The following is a 15726-nucleotide window of genomic DNA, read 5'->3' as shown; positions in this document are numbered from 1 at the left end:
TTACGGCTGGTCGTCGCGGAACTGGTCCTTGAGCTTCTCGCTGCCGGTGTCGATCTGTTCGTCGTACTTGCCGCCGGTCTTCTCCTTGGCCATGTCGGCGCCCTTGTCGACGGCCTTCCCGGCCTGGTCCTCGTGGCCCTTGAGCAACTGCTTGAGCTTGTCCATTACGGACATGGCTGTCCTCCTTCGGATGCCTGACGGATCCAGGATCGCGGCATTCTTCCCCCGCCGCATCCCGGGGGAAACGCGGGGCGGCATCCTCCTTAGTCATGATCGACAAGGTGATCGCGGCGACCTAGGTTGAGGGCGCACAAATGCGTACAGAAATCGAAAGGCCCGTTCCGGTTATGCGCGTTCACCGTAGATCCGCCGCTGTTGCCGCACTGCTTTCCGCCACGGCGCTGGCCGTCACAGCGGCCCCTTCCGTCGCCGCCGCGCCGAAGGCGCACGACCGTGCCGCCCTGCAGAAATCCCTGGACGCGGTGGTGGCCCAGGGTGTGCCCGGCGTGGTCGTCGAGCTGCGCGACGAGCACGGTGTCTGGCGCTCGACCAGCGGCGTGGAGGACCTGAAGACCAAGCGGCGCCCGGGTGCCGACGACCGGTTCCGGGCGGGGAGCGTGACCAAGAGCTTCGTCTCCACGGTCGTGCTCCAGCTCGTGGCGGAGAAGAAGATCGGGCTGGACGAGCCGGTGGAGAAGTATCTGCCGGGTCTGCTGCGCGAGCGCGGCAAGCGTATTACGGTGCGGCAGCTGCTCCAGCACACCAGCACGCTTCCTGACTACGTCCGGGGGATGCTCGTGAACCTGGGGCCCCAGAAGGCGATGAAGCAGTTGCAGACCATCGACCGCACGCCGCGTCAGAAGATCGACTGGGCCCTGGACAACTTGAAGCCCGAGCCCGCCGGGTTCGCGCACTACTCCAACACCAACTACCTGGTCCTCGGGCTGCTGGTGGAGCGCACCACCGGGCACACGATCGGCCAGGAGATCACCCGGCGCATCATCAACCCCCTGCACCTCAAGGGCACGTCCTACCCGACCGGTTCGCAGATACCGGGCCGGCACCTGCACGGCTACGAGAGGGCCCCGTACTCCAGCACCAGCGGCCTGGCCGACTTCACCGGCTTCGACCCCTCGGCCTGGGGCGCGGCGGGCGCGATGATCTCCACCACCCACGACCTGAACACCTTCTTCCGCGCGCTGTCCGGCGGAAAGCTGTTGCCGCAGCGCCTGCTGAAGCAGATGCACAAGTCGGTGATCATCAACGACCCCGAGGACCACCGTACTTACGGTCTGGGGCTGGAGACCCGAGGCGACGACTGCAATGCGTGGGGACACTCGGGAAGCGTCCTCGGCTACAACACCTTCAGCTTTATGACCCCTGACGGCAAGCGGCAGCTCACGGTCTCGTTCAGCGTGGATCAGACCAAGGGCAAGAAGGCCGACGACGCGGTCGGCAAGTTCCTCAACACCGCGCTCTGCGCCAAGTGACCAGGCAGGCCGCCCCGTTGCCGGGGCGGCCGTACCGGATCAGACGTTGACGCCGAAGTCCTTCGCGATGCCCACGAGGCCCGACGCGTAGCCCTGGCCCACGGCGCGGAACTTCCACTCCGCGCCGTTGCGGTAGAGCTCGCCGAAGACCATGGCGGTCTCGGTGGCGGCGTCCTCGGTCAGGTCGTAGCGGGCTATCTCGGCGCCGCCGGCCTGGTTGACGATGCGGATGTAGGCGTTGCGCACCTGGCCGAAGTTCTGCGCGCGGGCCTCGGCGTCGTAGACGGAGACCGGGAAGACGATCTTGTCGACGTCGGCGGGCAGGGCCGCGAGGTTGACGTTGATCGTCTCGTCGTCGCCGTCGCCCTGGCCCGTCGTGTTGTCGCCGGTGTGGACGATCGACTGGTCCGGGGTCTGCTTGTTGTTGAAGAAGACGAAGTGGGCGTCCGAATAGACCTTGCCGCTCGCGTTCACCGCGATCGCGCTCGCGTCGAGGTCGAAGTCCGCGCCCGTGGTGGTGCGGACGTCCCAGCCGAGGCCGACGGCGACGGCCGTCAGGCCCGGGGCCTCCTTGGTGAGGGAGACATTGCCGCCCTTGGACAGGCTTACGGGCATGGGGGCCTCTTTCTGGTCGGATCCCGTCGGGTCTCGTCGGGTCTCGTCGGGTCTCAGGGAAGTGATCCGTTACCCCCACAACGCCCCATGAGGACGGCCTGGTTCCAGCTTTCTTTACTTTCTTTACTGACTTCTGATGCCGGGTCGGCCCGGAGGCCGTGCAAATCGAGGTGACGGGCGGCGCCGCGGGAAGGGATGATGGGGACATGTCCGGTCCTTACGTCATCCGAGGCTCCGTCTCCCTCCCGGAGGCCGAGCTCCAGTGGCGTTTCTCGCGTTCCTCGGGGCCGGGCGGCCAGCACGTCAACACCAGCGACAGCCAGGTGGAGCTGCGGTTCGACCTCGCGGCCACGGACGCACTGCCGGAGGTGTGGAAGGAACGCGCCCTGGAGCGGCTCGCCGGCCGGCTGACGGGCGGCGTGGTGACCGTACGGGCGTCGGAGCACCGCTCGCAGTGGCGCAACCGCGAGACGGCGGCCGTGCGGCTCGCGGCGCTGCTGGCCGAGGCGACGGCACCGCCGCCGCGGCCCAGGAAGCCGACGAGGATTCCGCGCGGCATCAACGAGCGTCGCCTGCGCGAGAAGAAGCAGCGGGCCGACACCAAGCGTGGGCGCTCCGGCCGCGATTGGTAATGAACTGACGCGCTGTCTAGAGACCTACGAGACCTACGAGACCTACGAGGCCTGCGAGGTCTACGACAGGTTGCGGTAACGGCCGCGGAAGTACATCAGCGGGCCGCTCTCCGTGCTCGGTGAAGCGGCCGTCAGCACCCGGCCGATGACCAGGGTGTGGTCGCCCGCCTCGACGCGTTGCTCGGTGCGGCACTCGAGGGTCGCGAGCGCGCCCCCGACCAGCGGGGCCCCGGAGACCTCGCCGCGCGTGTACGGGATGTCCTCGAAGAGGAGCCGGTCGCTGATGCGGCCCTTCATGGCGAAGCGCCCGGCGATGTGCCGCTGGCTCTCGGCGAGCATGGACACCGCCCACAGCGGGTGACGTGAGAGCAGGTCGTCCATGCGGGAGTCGGTGCGGACGCTGACCAGCACGAGCGGCGGGTCGAGCGAGACGGACAGGAAGGCCGTCGCCGTCATGCCGACATCCTCGCCGCGCGGACCGTCCTCCGGGTCGTGCGCGGTCACCAGCACGACGCCCGCGGCGAGGCGGGCGAGGGTGGCGCGGAATTCGTCGGCGGTCACCCCTTCAGGATGCGCTATGCCGGTCTCGGTGGGCGTGGTCGCCTGGGTCGTCTGGAGCACGCCGATCACGCTATCCGTCCCGTCCGGGGCGTCGCATCGGACTGTGGGACCAGGACGGTTCTGCTATCGGTCCTAGGTCTTCTGGCCACCCGGTCACTTCCCTGCTTTCCGCGCGCAATTTCATGTGTGTTGCGCGCACATTGCTTACCGGGGACGTCCAATTTGCGTTGAGAAAGCATAAGGGGGCGCTCGGAGCAGGTGAGCGCCGGTTCGTCACGCACTGTGACATGACTCACAGAGGGCCCTATTTGTTGACCCTGTGTACCGAGTTGTCAGCTCGCTGTGATTCAGTGGCCGTGGTAAGCGCACGACAAGAAAATCTGGAGCAGCTGTCGAGGTCTCGGGGGAGAGCGAGCTATGGAGTCCGAATCGGAGCCCTATGTACGCCTGGCGACCTTGCGGCAGGTTCATCAGGCCGTAGCGGACCTGAACACCGCGCGCAGTCTTGCCGACACCTTGCAGACGGTCGCGGACGGGGCTGTGGCCGGGCTCGGCTACGAGCTCGCGGCCGTCAACCTGGTGCGGCCGGACGGCGACCTCGTGGTCGCGGCCGTGGCCGGCAGCGCGAGCGCCGAGGCGTTCCTCGCCGGACGGGTCGGCTCACGGGTGTCCTGGGAGCGCCGGCTGGCCATGGGGGACCGCTGGGGTGAGCTGCGCTTCATCCCGTACACGGAGGGCTGGGTCCTCGACGACGACGACGTCCCGCAGTGGCGCACCGCGGGCCCGGCGCCGCGGTTCCCCGACGAGTGGCACCCCATGGACCGGCTCTTCGCCCCCATGTACACGGCGGGCTCGTCGAGCGGCGAGCTGCTGGGCGTGATTTCCGTCGACAAACCCCGCAACGGCCGCAGGCCCGGCGCCTGGGGGCGCGAGGCTTTGCAGATGTATGCGTTCCAGGCGGCAGTTGCGATCAGCAATGCCCGCCTTAGGGCAAACATGCAGCGCGCTCTCGTCCGGCTCGAGCGCGAGCAACAGGCGCTGCGCGCCAGCGAGGAAAGTTTCCGCCAGGCCTTCGAATTCGCGCCCAGCGGTATGGCGATCGCCGAAATGGGCGGGGACCAGCACGGCCGCTTGCACCGGGCGAACGACGCGCTCTGCCGGCTTCTGGGCCGCTCCGCCTCCCATATGCGCCGGTATTCCTTCTCCGACCTCGTCCATCCCGAGGACATCGGCACCCTGCTGCGCACCTCCGCCGAGGGCGGCCGCGCCGAGCTGCGCATGGCCCGGCGCGACGGCAGCTATGTATGGGTGTCCCTGCGCAATTCCGTGGTCGCCGATGCCGCGGACGGCCCGCGGTTCCTGCTCACGCACGTCGAGGACATCGAGGAGCGCAAGCGGCACGAGCTCCAGCTCGCCCACCGTGCGAGCCATGACTCGCTGACCGGCCTGCCCAACAGCGCCGAGCTGCGCGCCCGTCTGAGCAGCCGGCTGTGCACCCGGCCGCCCGGCGGCGACGCGTACGCCTCGATGGGCGTCCTGTCGCCCTTCGGTCGGCTCGACGGCTTCGCCGAGGTCACCAGCCTGGTCCCGGCGGGCGCGTCGCACGGGTCCGGCTTCGGTGCCGACGGCGTGCCGGACTTCGCGCCGGAGCCACTCGCCGACGAGTACGCCGAGTACGGGGAGCTCGGTCCCGGCGACGACCGGGCCTACGACGCCTACGACCGTCATGAACACACCGTCGCGCTGGACGACGAGAGCGACGAGGAGAGCAGGGGCCTCGCGGTCCTCTTCTGCGACCTCGACGGCTTCAAGTCCATCAACGACCGTTTCGGCCACCACACCGGCGACGCCGTGCTGATAGAGGTCGCGCGCCGGCTCACCGGCGGCGTCCGCGACGGCGACACCGTGGCCCGGCTCGGCGGCGACGAGTTCGTCGTCCTCGCCGACAGCCTGTGCCGGGCCGACGCGGAGGACCTCGCGGTCCGGCTGCGGAACGCGATCATCCCGCCGATACGGGTGGACGGGCGTGCCGTGCGGGTCGGCGCGAGCTTCGGCATCGGGTGGGCCGGGTGCGGGATGTCGGCCGAAGAGGTGTTGCAGTCGGCCGACCAGCGCATGTATGTCGAGAAGCGGTCCCGGGCCAAGGCCGGGCGACGGGCGGGCTGAGCCTGTTCTCATCTCGCTCGGGTACGCTTCGCCGATGCGGCACCGCCGCCCACCGCGGCGCGACGACGTGGGTGCCGACGGGCACACCATTTGGGGAGTGACAGGGGATGACGGCCGGTAACAACGGCGGCGCTGGCAAGCCGGAAGAAGACGACCCGTTCGGTTACCTGTACCGCTCGGAAGGCGGCGAACAGGGTACCGACCAGGGTGCGTCCGCGCCCCAGCCCGGCGTCCCGCGCATGTCGTACAACCAGGTCCGCCCGGTGGGGTCACGCCAGTACGGTGTCCCGCAGGGCGGCACGTACGGCGCCCAGACGCCGGGCGGCACGTACGGCGGCCGCCAGCCCCTCCCGGGCCAACAGCCCATGCCGGGCCACCAGTCCGCGCCGCACTACGCCGCCCCGGAGACGCTGCCGGGCGGCGCCCCGCGCCAGCCGGGCGCTGGTCACGGCGGCGGGCGCGGGCAGGACGCCGGACGGCCGAAGCGGCGGGGGCTGCTGATAGCGGCGATAGCCGTGGTGCTGGTCGTCGCGGGCGGCATCGGCGTGGCGATGCTGACCAACGGTGACGGCGGCAAGAGTGAATCGGCCGCGGGCTCGGACCACTCGGCCTCCCAGGGGCCGTCCACCAAGCCGAGCGATGGGGCGAACCCGTCGAAGGGGCCCAAGAACCAGTCCGCAGCGGGTGAGTTGAAGCGCGATGCGGCGAGTCTGCACCTGGTCGGTGGGGCGACCACCGACAAGTCGGTACAGGGCGCCAACGCCCAGGGCGGTGCGTACATCACGGGGATAAACCAGCCGGGCACCGGCGTCCAGTGGGATGTGAACGTCAAGGACACGGGCCAGTACCGGCTGTACCTCAGGTACGGCCTGACGGGTTCGGACGCGGGGCTTTCGGTCACCACGAACGGCAAGACGGACGACCGGAAGATAGGCCTGAAGAAGTACACCGACACCGGTTGGTTCGAGTCCTGGCAGAACGTCCAGCTCACCAAGGGCAAGAACACCATCAAGGTGTCCTGCGAGGCCGGCGACAGGTGCGGTGTGAACCTCGATCAGGTGTGGCTCACCAACGGGTGATCTTCCACAGGGGGCTCATGCAGCTGAGGGGTGTATGGCACTGACATACCCCCCTCAGCTGGTTCATGCACGACGCGGTTCGTAAGAGGTCACCGCCGCCAGATCTCTACGCTCGCCGTCTTCCACGGAATCTTGTCCGAGTAGTTGCCAGGCTTCAGTTCGAGGCGCTTGCCCCAACACCCGGGCTCGCTGGTGAGGACGATCCGATACTTGGTCTGGTTGGAAGCCGAACGAAAACCACTGAATGGGTCGCATCCAGGGGTCGGGTTCTTCTTTATAACCTTGGCGCCGCCGAGGCCCGGCTTGGGCCAGCCGCATATCGAGCCAGTCGGGCACTTGGTCGCCGCGTCAGCTGACCCTGTGGTGAGTGGCACGGCTGCCAGCAGCGTGGCGCCGATCACGGCCACGGCACGGTTTCTCATGTGACTCTCCTCGGGAGACGGAGTAGGGCCGCCATTCAAGCGTGATCTTGGAAACCGGATCAACCCGACGGAAATGTTTGCGCCAGGCGATGTCCATATGTGACGGACTTGGTGGCAGCAAGGGGGGCGTTTGGAGACCCCTGTTGAGACTCGGTAGTTGAGCCAGCCTTGCTTGGGCGGGGTGCACGGTCTGTTACCGGGCAGCAGGCATCTCGCCGTTGCGCCAGTCGTCCACGCGCTTGCGGATGCTGGGGACCATGGGCAGCGCTTCGACCTCTCGCGGCTCGAACCATCGGACGTCCGTGGATTCCTCGGACACCGCCAGCCGTCCGGCCATGGGGCGCGCCAGGTAGCAGATGGAGAACTCCTGCCGCACTTCGCCATCGTCGTAGGCGAACACGTGGCGGGGGTTGGTGTAGGTGCCGACGATGCCGACGATCTCGATGTCGATTCCGGTCTCTTCTTTGGTTTCCCGCACGGCGCAGTCCGGCAGTGACTCGCCAATGTGCATTGCGCCCCCGGGAAGCGCCCACATGTCGTTGTCACGCCGCCGTTGGAGCAGGATGCGCCCGCTGTCGTCGATGACGACAGCGGAGGCCGCCGGAACGAGGCTGTTCGCGGCAGGCGCGTTCGGATCGTCCTCGTAGTCACGCCTTCCCATCGCGTTGTCCCCCTTCCCAGAGGGGAGTTCCCCGGCGCCACAGTTCCTCGACGTGTGAGGCGAAGCGGTCAAACATGCCGTCGTTCTGGTGTCGGCGCAGGTGCATCGTGGGGGCGTCGTGTCCCACATGATGGGTGAGCAGAGGCGTCACGATCATGTCGTCATCGAAGCGAAAAACCGAGAGGTACGCGTGCCCATCGCTGAACTTCGCGTCGATTCCTGTCTGTTCCCTGACTTTCTCCAGCTCGCCGAGCGTTACCCTGATGCGGGTGGAAAGCGTCAGTGCGACCTCTTCTTCCCGCTCCCGTGTCCGCGTCAGGTCGCTCTCCGGGTGGCCGATCAGGAACCGCACGCGGCACCCTTGCACAGCCTTACGCCGCAACGCCGTTCCAAAACGGGCCTGCTCGAGCCAGAGAAAATAGTTCGTGTATCCGGCGAAGGTCAGTTGGCGCTCGGCCTTGGTGATCAGCGAACGCCACAGTGACGAGGGGCAAGCGGAGCGGTATGGGTAAACCGAGACGACCTCGCGGTCCGGTCCGACCTTGATCGCCTTCTTCGCCGCTGCTGGCCACAACACCGCCTCGTCCTCTCCGACCGCTTCACAGATCAACCATCGATGCCGCGCGTGGGGGACCCGCCCGGGCTGAGTGATCCAGCGGCCAACTGTCTTGACATCGACGCCGCACCGATCGGCCAACTGCCGGTCGGTCAGCCGCGTTTGAGCCATGGCGTGGCGTAGCACCTCGTTCACGGGTACCCCCAGGGACGTTTGGAACGCTTCGCAACGTACTCCGACTTCATGCTTAACGTCCCTGGAAGGCAGTAGGAACGCCCCATCAGGCCCGCGAGTGTGGGTGCTTCCGAGGAGAGGCCGCGCGTCCGTTGCTGAGAAGTGCGGTTCGGCGCCTGGCCAACGAGACAAGGAGCGCTGACGATGAATGACCCTCTGGGCAGCCGGGCGAGTGCCAGTGGCCGCGGCAGCGGACCGGCACCCGTGGCGGGCTCGTTCGTGGTGGACGCTGTCCGAAAGCAGATCGGTCAGGTCATGGACCACTTGGAGTCCCGTATCCAACTCCGCCCGCTGCGCGGCGGCTTGGAATGGGACGCCAAGCCGGAAGACGTGCGCCCGATGGGGCGGTGGACCATGACCATCGAGAAGGTGCCAGGCGTACCGGACATCACGCACGAACTGGAGTGCATGACCTGCAGCGACCGCTCCGGGCTGGACAAGGAGTCCGAAGCGGCCAGGAACTGGGCTTTCCAGCACTGCGGCCACAACCCATGCCACACGGGCTATCGAGAGATCGTCCACCGCTATTGGCGCATCACTTTGGTGGACTGATCAGCGCCAGCGGGAAGCACTCTGCTCCATGCTGCTGCCGACGGCTTGGCCGCCGGTTTTTGGCCGCATCCCGATGATGGATCGCTGCACGGTAAGACAGCTGGCCCTCGCTGCGGATAGCCGGTCCGTTGGCGGGGGCCTTTCCAAGTTATCGGGTGCCCGCCCCGCGCGAGTCACTCCCGGTAGGTCACCCGGAGGAAGTGCTCCACCGTCGCCGCCATCGCTTCCCGGGCAGGGGCAAGGTACTTGCGCGGGTCGACGGTTGAGGGGTGGGCCTCGAGGAAGGCGCGGGTGGTGCCGGTGAAGGCCTTGTTGAGGGCCGTTCCTACGTTGATCTTGCGGATGCCGGAGCTGACCGCGCGGGCGAGTTCGGTGTCCGGGACGCCCGAGGAGCCGTGGAGGACCAGGGGGACGGGGACCGCTGCGCGGAGCTCGGCGATGAGGGTGTGGTCGAGGGTGGCCGTGCGTTCGGTCATGGCGTGGGTGCTGCCGACGGCGACGGCCAGGGCGTCGACGCCGGTGTCGGCGACGTAGGCGGCGGCCTCGTCGGGGTCCGTACGGACGCCGGGGGTGTGGGCGTCGCCCGGTTTGCCGCCGATGCGGCCCAGTTCGGCCTCCAGGTGGAGGTCGCGCTCGTGGGCCCAACGGGCGGCGGCGGCCGTGGCCTTGACGTTCTCCGCGTAGGGGAGCTTCGACGCGTCGAACATGACCGAGCTGAAGTCGTGGGCGGCGGCGGAGTGGAGGAGCTCCACGGACTCGACGTGGTCGAGGTGGAGGGCCAGGTGTGCGGTGGACGCGCGGGCGATAGCGGCGGTTGCGGTGGCGAGGGGGGCGAGGTTGCCGGCGTGGAACTTCACGGCGTTCTCGGAGATTTGGAGGATCGCGGGGCGGCCGGCGGCCTCGGCGCCTGCCGCGATGGCTTCCGCGTGTTCGAGGGTGATCACGTTGAACGCGAGGACGGCGGGGGTGGTGCGCAGGAGTTCGCTCGTGCGGGTCAGGGGCATACGGGCTCCTCGGGGATTGCCGTGACCGTGATGCGGTCCCGCAGCGCCGTATAGGCGGCGGTGTCGAACTCGCCTGCTGCGGGCGACCGTACGGTTGCTGCGGAGAGGGCTGCTGCCTGCGCCAGTCGTTCCGGCCACGGGAGGCCCAGGATCCAGCCGGAGAGCAGGCCCGCGACGGCCGAGTCGCCCGCACCGGTGGGGTTGCCGGAGAGTCGTTCCGGCGGGGACGCGCGCCAGGTGCCGTCCGGTGTGACGGCGAGCAGGCCCTCCGGGCCCAGGGACGCGGCCACCGTGTGTGCCCCGCGGCGGCGGGCGTCGCGTGCGGCGCGCAGCGGGTCCGTGGAGCCGGTGAGGGAGGCCAGTTCGGACGCGTTCGGTTTGACGACGTCCGGGCGCGCGGCGAGGCCGCGGCGAAGTGGTTCCCCGGCGGTGTCGAGCAGTACGGGCACGCCGTGGGCGCGGGCCTCGCGGACGAGGTGCGCGTACGCCCCGACCGGTACGCCCGGCGGCAGGCTGCCGCACAGGGCCACCGCCTCGGCGCCGTGCAGCAGTTGTGTGTACCGGCCGGTGAAGGCGGCCCACTCGGCGGGCGCGACCTCGGGGCCCGCCTCGTTGAACTGGGTCGTGTCGCCCGTGCTCGCGTCGACGACGCCCACCGTGCGGCGCGTGGCGCCCTCGATCGGGACGAGCGCGTCGGTTACGCCTTCGCTCTGCGCGAGGAGGCGTCGGAGGGTGTCGCCCGTCGTGCCGCCGACGAAGCCCGTGACGGTGGTGGCGTGGCCCAGCGCCGCCAGGACGCGCGCGACGTTGAGCCCCTTGCCGCCCGCGCGCTCCAGCGCCTCCGGGACCCGGTGCGATGTGTGCGGGAGCAACCGCGGGACATGGTAGGTCAGGTCGAGCGCGGCATTGAGCGTGACCGTCAGGATCAACTGCGCCCCCTCGCGCGTCTCTTGCGACCGGTTCGGAAGATTGCGCGAGCGATCATGCCAAAACAGCGGCGGCAGGCCCAGACCTCGGACCTGCCGCCGTTGCGCAACTGTGGGATGGGTCAGGGCATTTCGGGGCGTACCACCCAGTTGCCCTTGCGCATCACGCCGACCAGTTCATACGAGGCGTCGAACACGACGAGGTCCGCGTCCTTGCCGGGCTCCAGCGAGCCGACGCGGTCGTCGACGCCCAGCAGGCGGGCCGGGTTCGCGGACAGGGCCCGTACGGCGTCCTCGACCGGCAGCCGGTCGACGGTCACCGCGCGCCGGAACGCCGTGTCGAGGGTGAGCGTCGAGCCCGCGATCGAGCCGGCCGTCGGGCCGTCGGCGATCCGGGCCACGGCGTCCTTGACCTCGACCCGCATCGGGCCGAGCGCGTACATGCCGTCGCTCATGCCCGCGGCGCCCATCGCGTCGGTGATGAACGCGACCCGGTCCGCGCCCGCGCGTGCGAAGGCGAGTTCCAGGACGGACGGGTGCAGGTGCGTACCGTCGTTGATCAGCTCCACGGTGACCCGCTCGTCCTCGAGCAGCGCGGCGATCGGGCCGGGCGCGCGGTGCAGCAGCGACGGCATCGCGTTGAAGAGGTGGGTGGCGACGGTGGCGCCCGCGTCGATGGCCTCGAGCGTCGCCTCGTACGTGGAGTCGGTGTGGCCGACGGCCGCGATGACGCCGAGGTCGGCGAGCATACGGACGGACTCCAGACCGCCGGGGAGCTCCGGCGCGAGCGTCATCATGCGGGCCGTGCCGTGCGCGGCGTCGACGAGCTTGCGCACGTCCGCCGGGTCCGGGTCGCGCAGCAGTTCCGGCTGGTGCGCGCCGCAGCGGTGCGGGGAGATGAACGGGCCCTCGAAGTGGACGCCTGCCAGGTCGCCCTGCTGGGTCAGCTCGGCGAGGACGGCCGCCTGGCGGGCGAGGTCGTCCAGGTCGCCGGTGACGGTGGAGGCGACCATCGTCGTCGTGCCGTGGGCGCGGTGCGCGCGGACGGCAGTGAGGGCCTCCTCCGGGTCGCCGGAGGAGAACGAGGCACCGCCGCCGCCGTGCACGTGCATGTCGACGAAGCCGGGGACGATCCAGCGGCCGGTGAGGTCGAGGGTGGCGTCGTCCTGGGGGGTGTTCGCGGTGATGCGGTCGCCCTCGATCGTGATGCGGCCGTTCTCGATCACCCCGGTCGGCAGTACCACGCGGGCACCGGCGAGAACTGTTCGTTCGATCATCAGGCGGATGCCTCCGTGGTTTCCTTCGTGGTTTCCGGCGTGCTTTCCGTGGCGAGCAGGTCCCAGGCGAGCAGACCCGCGCCCAGGCAGCCGGCGGTGTCCCCGAGGGCCGCCGGAACGATGAGGGGGAGCTTCTGGAACGTCACGCGTTCCGCGACGGCCGCGCGCAGCGGTGCGAACAGGGTGTTCCCGGCTTCGGCGAGCCCGCCGCCGATGATGAGGGTACGGGGGTCCAGCAGGGTGAGCGCGGTGACGAGGCCGTCGGCGAGGGCGTCGACGGCGTCCTGCCAGACCGCCCGGGCGCGGGGGTCGCCGGACTCGACGGCCTTCGCGCAGTCGGCGGCGTCGGCGGCGGGGTCGCCGGAGGCGGCGGCCCAGGCGCGGGTGACGGCGGAGGCGGAGGCGACCGTCTCCAGGCAGCCGCGGCCGCCGCAGCCGCACGGTTCGCCGCCGGGGCGGACGGTGATGTGGCCGATCTCGCCGGCGCAGCCGTGGGCGCCTTCCTCGATGCGGCCGTCGATGCCGATGGCTCCCGCGATGCCGGTGCCGAGCGGTACGAACAGGAAGCGGTCCGTGCCTCGGCCCGCGCCGATGCGGCCCTCGGCGAGGCCGCCGGTGCGGACGTCGTGGCCGAGGGCGACGGGGATGCGGAGGCGGCTTTGCAGCCTTTTTTGCAGGGGGACGTTCTGCCAGCCGAGGTTGGCGGCGTAGACGGCGGTGCCGGTTGTCGTGTCGACGATGCCGGGGACGGCGATGCCGAGGGCTGCCGCCTTGCCGCCTGTTTTCTGCAGCTCGGCTGCGAAGTCGAGGATGCCGTCGACGACGGAGTCCGGGCCCTGGTCGCGGCCGGTGGGGCGGCGGGCCTCGTGCAGGAGGGTGTTGTCCTGGCCGATCAGTGCGGCCTTGATCGTGGTGCCGCCCACGTCCAGGGCGATGACGTGTTTCACGGGAACAGTGTCGCGTGTGGGGGTGGGAAAGGTCTAGTCCACTGTTCCGGTGGTGGGTGGGCACGCCCCTTCGGGGCGTAGTGCTCCCCGCCCGCGCGCCACCTGTGACTCGGCGTCCCATTGGTCGAGGCCCCCTGTGGGGGTTGCCCGCCGTCGGCGGCAGCCGCCAGCGGCGGGCAACCCCCACAGGAAAGCGAGCCAACCCGGTTCCGAGCCACGGGTGGCGCGCGGGCGGGGAGCACCCGCCGAAGGCGGGGAAACGGCGCCGCACCCGCACACCGCGCCGTCAGCTCAGGATCACGCTCCGCGTCAGCCCCCGCGGGGCGTCGGGGTCGAGGCCTCGGGACTCGGCGACCGCGACCGCGACGCGCTGCGCGCGGACCAGGTCCGCCATGGGATCCGCGGCGCCGAGGATCACCACCCCACCCGCCCGCTCGACATCGGCCGCCAGGCCGCCCGGCAACGGGCCGAAGGCCCACGTCACCCGCCCCGGGCCGGCGATGGCCACCGGCCCGTGGCGGTACTCCATCGCCGGGTACGCCTCCGTCCACGCCCCCGCCGCCTCCCGCATCTTCAGCGCCGCCTCCTGCGCCAGGCCGTACGCCCACCCCCGGCCCAGGAACGTCCACTGCCCGGCCGCCAGCGCGGCCTCCGGCAGCGGGCCGTCGACGGCCCGCTCCGCGTCCGCGGCGGCAGCGGCGACCGCCTTCGCCCCACCCGGCAGGGCGGCCCGCAGCAGGGCCAGGGCCGTGGTGGCGAAGCGGGTCTGGACGACCGACTCCTCGTCCGCCCAGTCCAGCACCGCCACCGCGTCCGCGGCCGACGGGACCGGAGTCGCGGGGTCGGCGGTGACCGCCAGCGTCGGGACACGGCCGCGCAGGGCGGACAGCAGCTCCAGCACCTCGGTGGTCGTCCCGGACCGGGTGATCGCCACCACGCGGTCGTACGGACGACGCCCCACCGGGAACTCGGACGAGGCGAACGCGTCCGTCTCGCCCTCGCCCGCGGCCTCGCGCAGCGCCGCGTACGCCTGGGCCATGAACCACGACGTGCCGCACCCCGTCACGGCGACCCGCTCGCCGGACCGTGGCAGCCCGTCCGGGACGAACGAGGCGGCGCGCCGCCAGCAGTCGGGCTGGGTCGCGAGTTCACAAGCGGTGCGGGACGGCTTCATGCGCGGGACTCCTTGGGAGGGGGAGGCGGTGAGCGGTCGCGTCCGTGGTAGCAGCGAAGCACCCCGCGAGGGAAGCGCTCGTGGCGTCAGCGCTTAAAGTGGCCGCGGACGGATCGGCACCAACCAACCACGAGGGCGGAAAGCAAGTGCAGCGGCGGCGGTTCTTGGGTCTGACGGCGGCTGGTGCCGCGACGGCGGCGTTGGCGCCGACTCTGGCGGGGTGCGGCAGCGGCACCGGAGGCGGCAAGACGATCAAGATCGTCGCGGCGGAATACGGTGACGGCAAGCCGGCCAACAGCTCCAAGAAGTACTGGGACTCGGCGGCCCGTACCTTCGAGGGCGACCACAAGGGCGTCACGGTCGAGGTCGAGGTCTACAGCTGGACCGAGGTCGACAAGAAGGTCGCCGACATGGTCGCCGCCGGCGACGCCCCGGACATCGCGCAGATCGGCGCGTACGCCGACTTCGCGGCGGCGGGCAAGCTCTACAGCGCCGACCAGCTGCTCTCCATACCCACCCAGTCCGACTTCATCGACGCGATCGCCAAGACGGGCGAGGTGCACCGGATCCAGTACGGTCTGCCGTTCGTCTCCTCGACGCGCATGCTCTTCTACAACAAGACGCTCTTCGAGAAGGCGGGCATCCTCAAGGCGCCCGAGAGCTGGGACGAGCTCCAGGCCGCGGCCGTCAAGCTCAAGGATGTGCCGGGCGTGAAGATGCCTTTCGGCCTGCCGCTCGGTCCCGAGGAGGCCCCCGCCGAGGCCTTCATGTGGATGCTGGGCGCCGGTGGTGGCTACACCGACAAGAACGACGACTACGTCATCGACTCGGCCGCGAATATCAAGGCCTTCACCTGGCTGCGTGACGAGCTCGTGGGCAAGGGCCTCACCGGCCCCGGCAACCCCGCCCGCACCAACCGCCAGGACGTGTTCGACGCGTTCTCCAAGGGGCAGGTCGGCATGCTCAACGGCCACCCCAGCCTGATGCAGCAGGCCGAGGCGGGCGGCGTGAAGTTCGGGATGGCGCCGCTGCCGGGCATCACCGGGCTCGCCAAGTCGACGATGGGTGTCGCCGACTGGCTGATGTCCTTCAAGCAGCGCGGCCACAGCAAGGAGGTCGGCCAGTTCCTCGACTTCCTCTACGGCACCCAGACCGTGCTGGACTTCACCGGCCGCTACGACCTGCTGCCGGTGACCGAGTCGGCGTCCCAGGAGATGCAGAAGGAAGGCGTCCGCAAGGACCTCATCCCGTTCCTGAAGCAGCTGCAGAACGCCGAGTTCTACCCGGCCAACAAGACGTCGTGGGCCAGGGTCAGCAAGACGATCAAGGAGAAGATCGGCGACGCCGTGCAGAAGGGCGGCGACCCGGCCGGTGTCCTCGCCGAGATCAAGCGCGAGGCCTCCGCGATGGACGGCGTCCGCTAGCGTGGA

At 69.8% G+C, this 15726-nt stretch carries 17 protein-coding genes; 6 read left to right on the top strand and 11 right to left on the bottom strand.

The annotated features are described in order from the left end of the window. A complete protein-coding gene (locus ACV530_RS15945) occupies positions 1 to 174 on the bottom strand; it encodes an antitoxin (protein ID WP_494333119.1) in 174 nt (57 codons plus the stop codon). Between the two features lie 173 nt (positions 175 to 347). Between ACV530_RS15945 and ACV530_RS15940 the strand changes: the two genes are divergently transcribed. Beyond that, positions 348 to 1490: a serine hydrolase domain-containing protein gene (locus tag ACV530_RS15940; protein ID WP_494333118.1), complete on the top strand. Its 1143-nt coding sequence runs from the start codon at positions 348 to 350 to the stop codon at positions 1488 to 1490. A 39-nt stretch (positions 1491 to 1529) separates the two neighbouring features. Here the strand turns inward: ACV530_RS15940 and ACV530_RS15935 are convergent, their stop codons facing one another. Then, positions 1530 to 2105 carry a TerD family protein gene (locus tag ACV530_RS15935; RefSeq protein WP_494333117.1) on the bottom strand — a complete coding sequence of 192 codons (576 nt, stop codon included), beginning with the start codon at positions 2103 to 2105 and terminating at the stop codon, positions 1530 to 1532. Positions 2106 to 2311: 206 nt separating this feature from the next. On the opposite strand from ACV530_RS15935, the gene arfB reads away from it, so the two are divergent. Then, positions 2312 to 2737: an alternative ribosome rescue aminoacyl-tRNA hydrolase ArfB gene (gene arfB / locus ACV530_RS15930; RefSeq protein ID WP_494333116.1), complete on the top strand. Its 426-nt coding sequence runs from the start codon at positions 2312 to 2314 to the stop codon at positions 2735 to 2737. Positions 2738 to 2797: 60 nt separating this feature from the next. On the opposite strand, the gene ACV530_RS15925 is transcribed toward arfB, so the two are convergent. After that, positions 2798 to 3358 carry a flavin reductase family protein gene (locus tag ACV530_RS15925; RefSeq protein WP_494333115.1) on the bottom strand — a complete coding sequence of 187 codons (561 nt, stop codon included), beginning with the start codon at positions 3356 to 3358 and terminating at the stop codon, positions 2798 to 2800. 357 nt (positions 3359 to 3715) lie between these two features. Between ACV530_RS15925 and cdgB the strand changes: the two genes are divergently transcribed. After that, positions 3716 to 5464, top strand: a complete 1749-nt coding sequence (cdgB, locus tag ACV530_RS15920; protein WP_494333114.1) for a diguanylate cyclase CdgB — start codon at positions 3716 to 3718, stop codon at positions 5462 to 5464. 107 nt (positions 5465 to 5571) lie between these two features. Beyond that, positions 5572 to 6543 (top strand): CBM35 domain-containing protein, encoded by a 972-nt coding sequence (locus ACV530_RS15915; RefSeq protein ID WP_494333113.1) that lies wholly within the window; start codon positions 5572 to 5574, stop codon positions 6541 to 6543. Between the two features lie 89 nt (positions 6544 to 6632). Here the strand turns inward: ACV530_RS15915 and ACV530_RS15910 are convergent, their stop codons facing one another. From ACV530_RS15910 to ACV530_RS15900, 3 genes are all read right to left on the bottom strand, one after another. Beyond that, positions 6633 to 6965 carry a peptidase inhibitor family I36 protein gene (locus tag ACV530_RS15910; RefSeq protein WP_494333112.1) on the bottom strand — a complete coding sequence of 111 codons (333 nt, stop codon included), beginning with the start codon at positions 6963 to 6965 and terminating at the stop codon, positions 6633 to 6635. 193 nt (positions 6966 to 7158) lie between these two features. Further along, a complete protein-coding gene (locus ACV530_RS15905) occupies positions 7159 to 7626 on the bottom strand; it encodes an NUDIX hydrolase (protein ID WP_494333111.1) in 468 nt (155 codons plus the stop codon). Next, entirely contained in the window at positions 7613 to 8377 is a 765-nt protein-coding gene (locus tag ACV530_RS15900) for a DUF5919 domain-containing protein (RefSeq protein ID WP_494333110.1), read from the bottom strand. The genes ACV530_RS15905 and ACV530_RS15900 overlap by 14 nt, the downstream gene beginning before the upstream one ends. Before the next feature lie 183 nt (positions 8378 to 8560). Here ACV530_RS15900 and ACV530_RS15895 point away from each other — a divergent pair, with 183 nt between their 5' ends. Continuing rightward, complete coding sequence (locus tag ACV530_RS15895) at positions 8561 to 8968, top strand: DUF7848 domain-containing protein (RefSeq protein ID WP_494333109.1); 408 nt, start codon at positions 8561 to 8563, stop codon at positions 8966 to 8968. A 173-nt stretch (positions 8969 to 9141) separates the two neighbouring features. On the opposite strand, the gene ACV530_RS15890 is transcribed toward ACV530_RS15895, so the two are convergent. The 5 genes from ACV530_RS15890 to ACV530_RS15870 all read right to left on the bottom strand — a co-directional run bounded on the left by ACV530_RS15890 (position 9142) and on the right by ACV530_RS15870 (position 14296). Further along, the gene (locus ACV530_RS15890; protein WP_494333108.1) at positions 9142 to 9972 is read right to left on the bottom strand and encodes a class II fructose-bisphosphate aldolase; all 831 of its coding nucleotides are present in this window, start codon (positions 9970 to 9972) and stop codon (positions 9142 to 9144) included. Further along, entirely contained in the window at positions 9963 to 10901 is a 939-nt protein-coding gene (locus tag ACV530_RS15885) for a 1-phosphofructokinase family hexose kinase (protein ID WP_494333107.1), read from the bottom strand. The genes ACV530_RS15890 and ACV530_RS15885 overlap by 10 nt, the downstream gene beginning before the upstream one ends. 119 nt (positions 10902 to 11020) lie before the next feature. Beyond that, positions 11021 to 12175, bottom strand: coding sequence for an N-acetylglucosamine-6-phosphate deacetylase (gene nagA, locus ACV530_RS15880; RefSeq protein ID WP_494333106.1), 1155 nt, complete (start codon positions 12173 to 12175; stop codon positions 11021 to 11023). Further along, on the bottom strand, positions 12175 to 13122 hold the full coding sequence (locus tag ACV530_RS15875; protein ID WP_494333105.1) for an ROK family protein: 948 nt from the start codon (positions 13120 to 13122) through the stop codon (positions 12175 to 12177). Before ACV530_RS15875 ends, nagA begins: the two co-directional genes overlap by 1 nt. A 286-nt stretch (positions 13123 to 13408) precedes the next feature. Further along, complete coding sequence (locus ACV530_RS15870) at positions 13409 to 14296, bottom strand: SIS domain-containing protein (RefSeq protein WP_494333104.1); 888 nt, start codon at positions 14294 to 14296, stop codon at positions 13409 to 13411. Between the two features lie 146 nt (positions 14297 to 14442). Between ACV530_RS15870 and ACV530_RS15865 the strand changes: the two genes are divergently transcribed. Beyond that, entirely contained in the window at positions 14443 to 15720 is a 1278-nt protein-coding gene (locus tag ACV530_RS15865) for an extracellular solute-binding protein (protein WP_494333103.1), read from the top strand. Positions 15721 to 15726: the final 6 nt, after the last annotated feature.

The organism is Streptomyces sp. SX-6 (genome assembly GCF_059089585.1).
Note: the sequence above shows the minus strand (reverse complement) of the source record. Positions and strands in the feature narration are given on the sequence as shown.

Bases quoted from the DNA above. Each gene is read 5' to 3' on its own strand.
- ACV530_RS15895 (WP_494333109.1), top strand. From the start codon at position 8,561: ATGAATGACCCTCTGGGCAGCCGGGCGAGTGCCAGTGGCCGCGGCAGC.
- nagA (WP_494333106.1), bottom strand. From the start codon at position 12,175: ATGATCGAACGAACAGTTCTCGCCGGTGCCCGCGTGGTACTGCCGACC.
- ACV530_RS15870 (WP_494333104.1), bottom strand. From the start codon at position 14,296: ATGAAGCCGTCCCGCACCGCTTGTGAACTCGCGACCCAGCCCGACTGC.
- arfB (WP_494333116.1), top strand. From the start codon at position 2,312: ATGTCCGGTCCTTACGTCATCCGAGGCTCCGTCTCCCTCCCGGAGGCC.
- ACV530_RS15935 (WP_494333117.1), bottom strand. From the start codon at position 2,105: ATGCCCGTAAGCCTGTCCAAGGGCGGCAATGTCTCCCTCACCAAGGAG.
- ACV530_RS15910 (WP_494333112.1), bottom strand. From the start codon at position 6,965: ATGAGAAACCGTGCCGTGGCCGTGATCGGCGCCACGCTGCTGGCAGCC.
- ACV530_RS15915 (WP_494333113.1), top strand. From the start codon at position 5,572: ATGACGGCCGGTAACAACGGCGGCGCTGGCAAGCCGGAAGAAGACGAC.
- ACV530_RS15905 (WP_494333111.1), bottom strand. From the start codon at position 7,626: ATGGGAAGGCGTGACTACGAGGACGATCCGAACGCGCCTGCCGCGAAC.
- ACV530_RS15945 (WP_494333119.1), bottom strand. From the start codon at position 174: ATGTCCGTAATGGACAAGCTCAAGCAGTTGCTCAAGGGCCACGAGGAC.
- ACV530_RS15890 (WP_494333108.1), bottom strand. From the start codon at position 9,972: ATGCCCCTGACCCGCACGAGCGAACTCCTGCGCACCACCCCCGCCGTC.
- cdgB (WP_494333114.1), top strand. From the start codon at position 3,716: ATGGAGTCCGAATCGGAGCCCTATGTACGCCTGGCGACCTTGCGGCAG.
- ACV530_RS15940 (WP_494333118.1), top strand. From the start codon at position 348: ATGCGCGTTCACCGTAGATCCGCCGCTGTTGCCGCACTGCTTTCCGCC.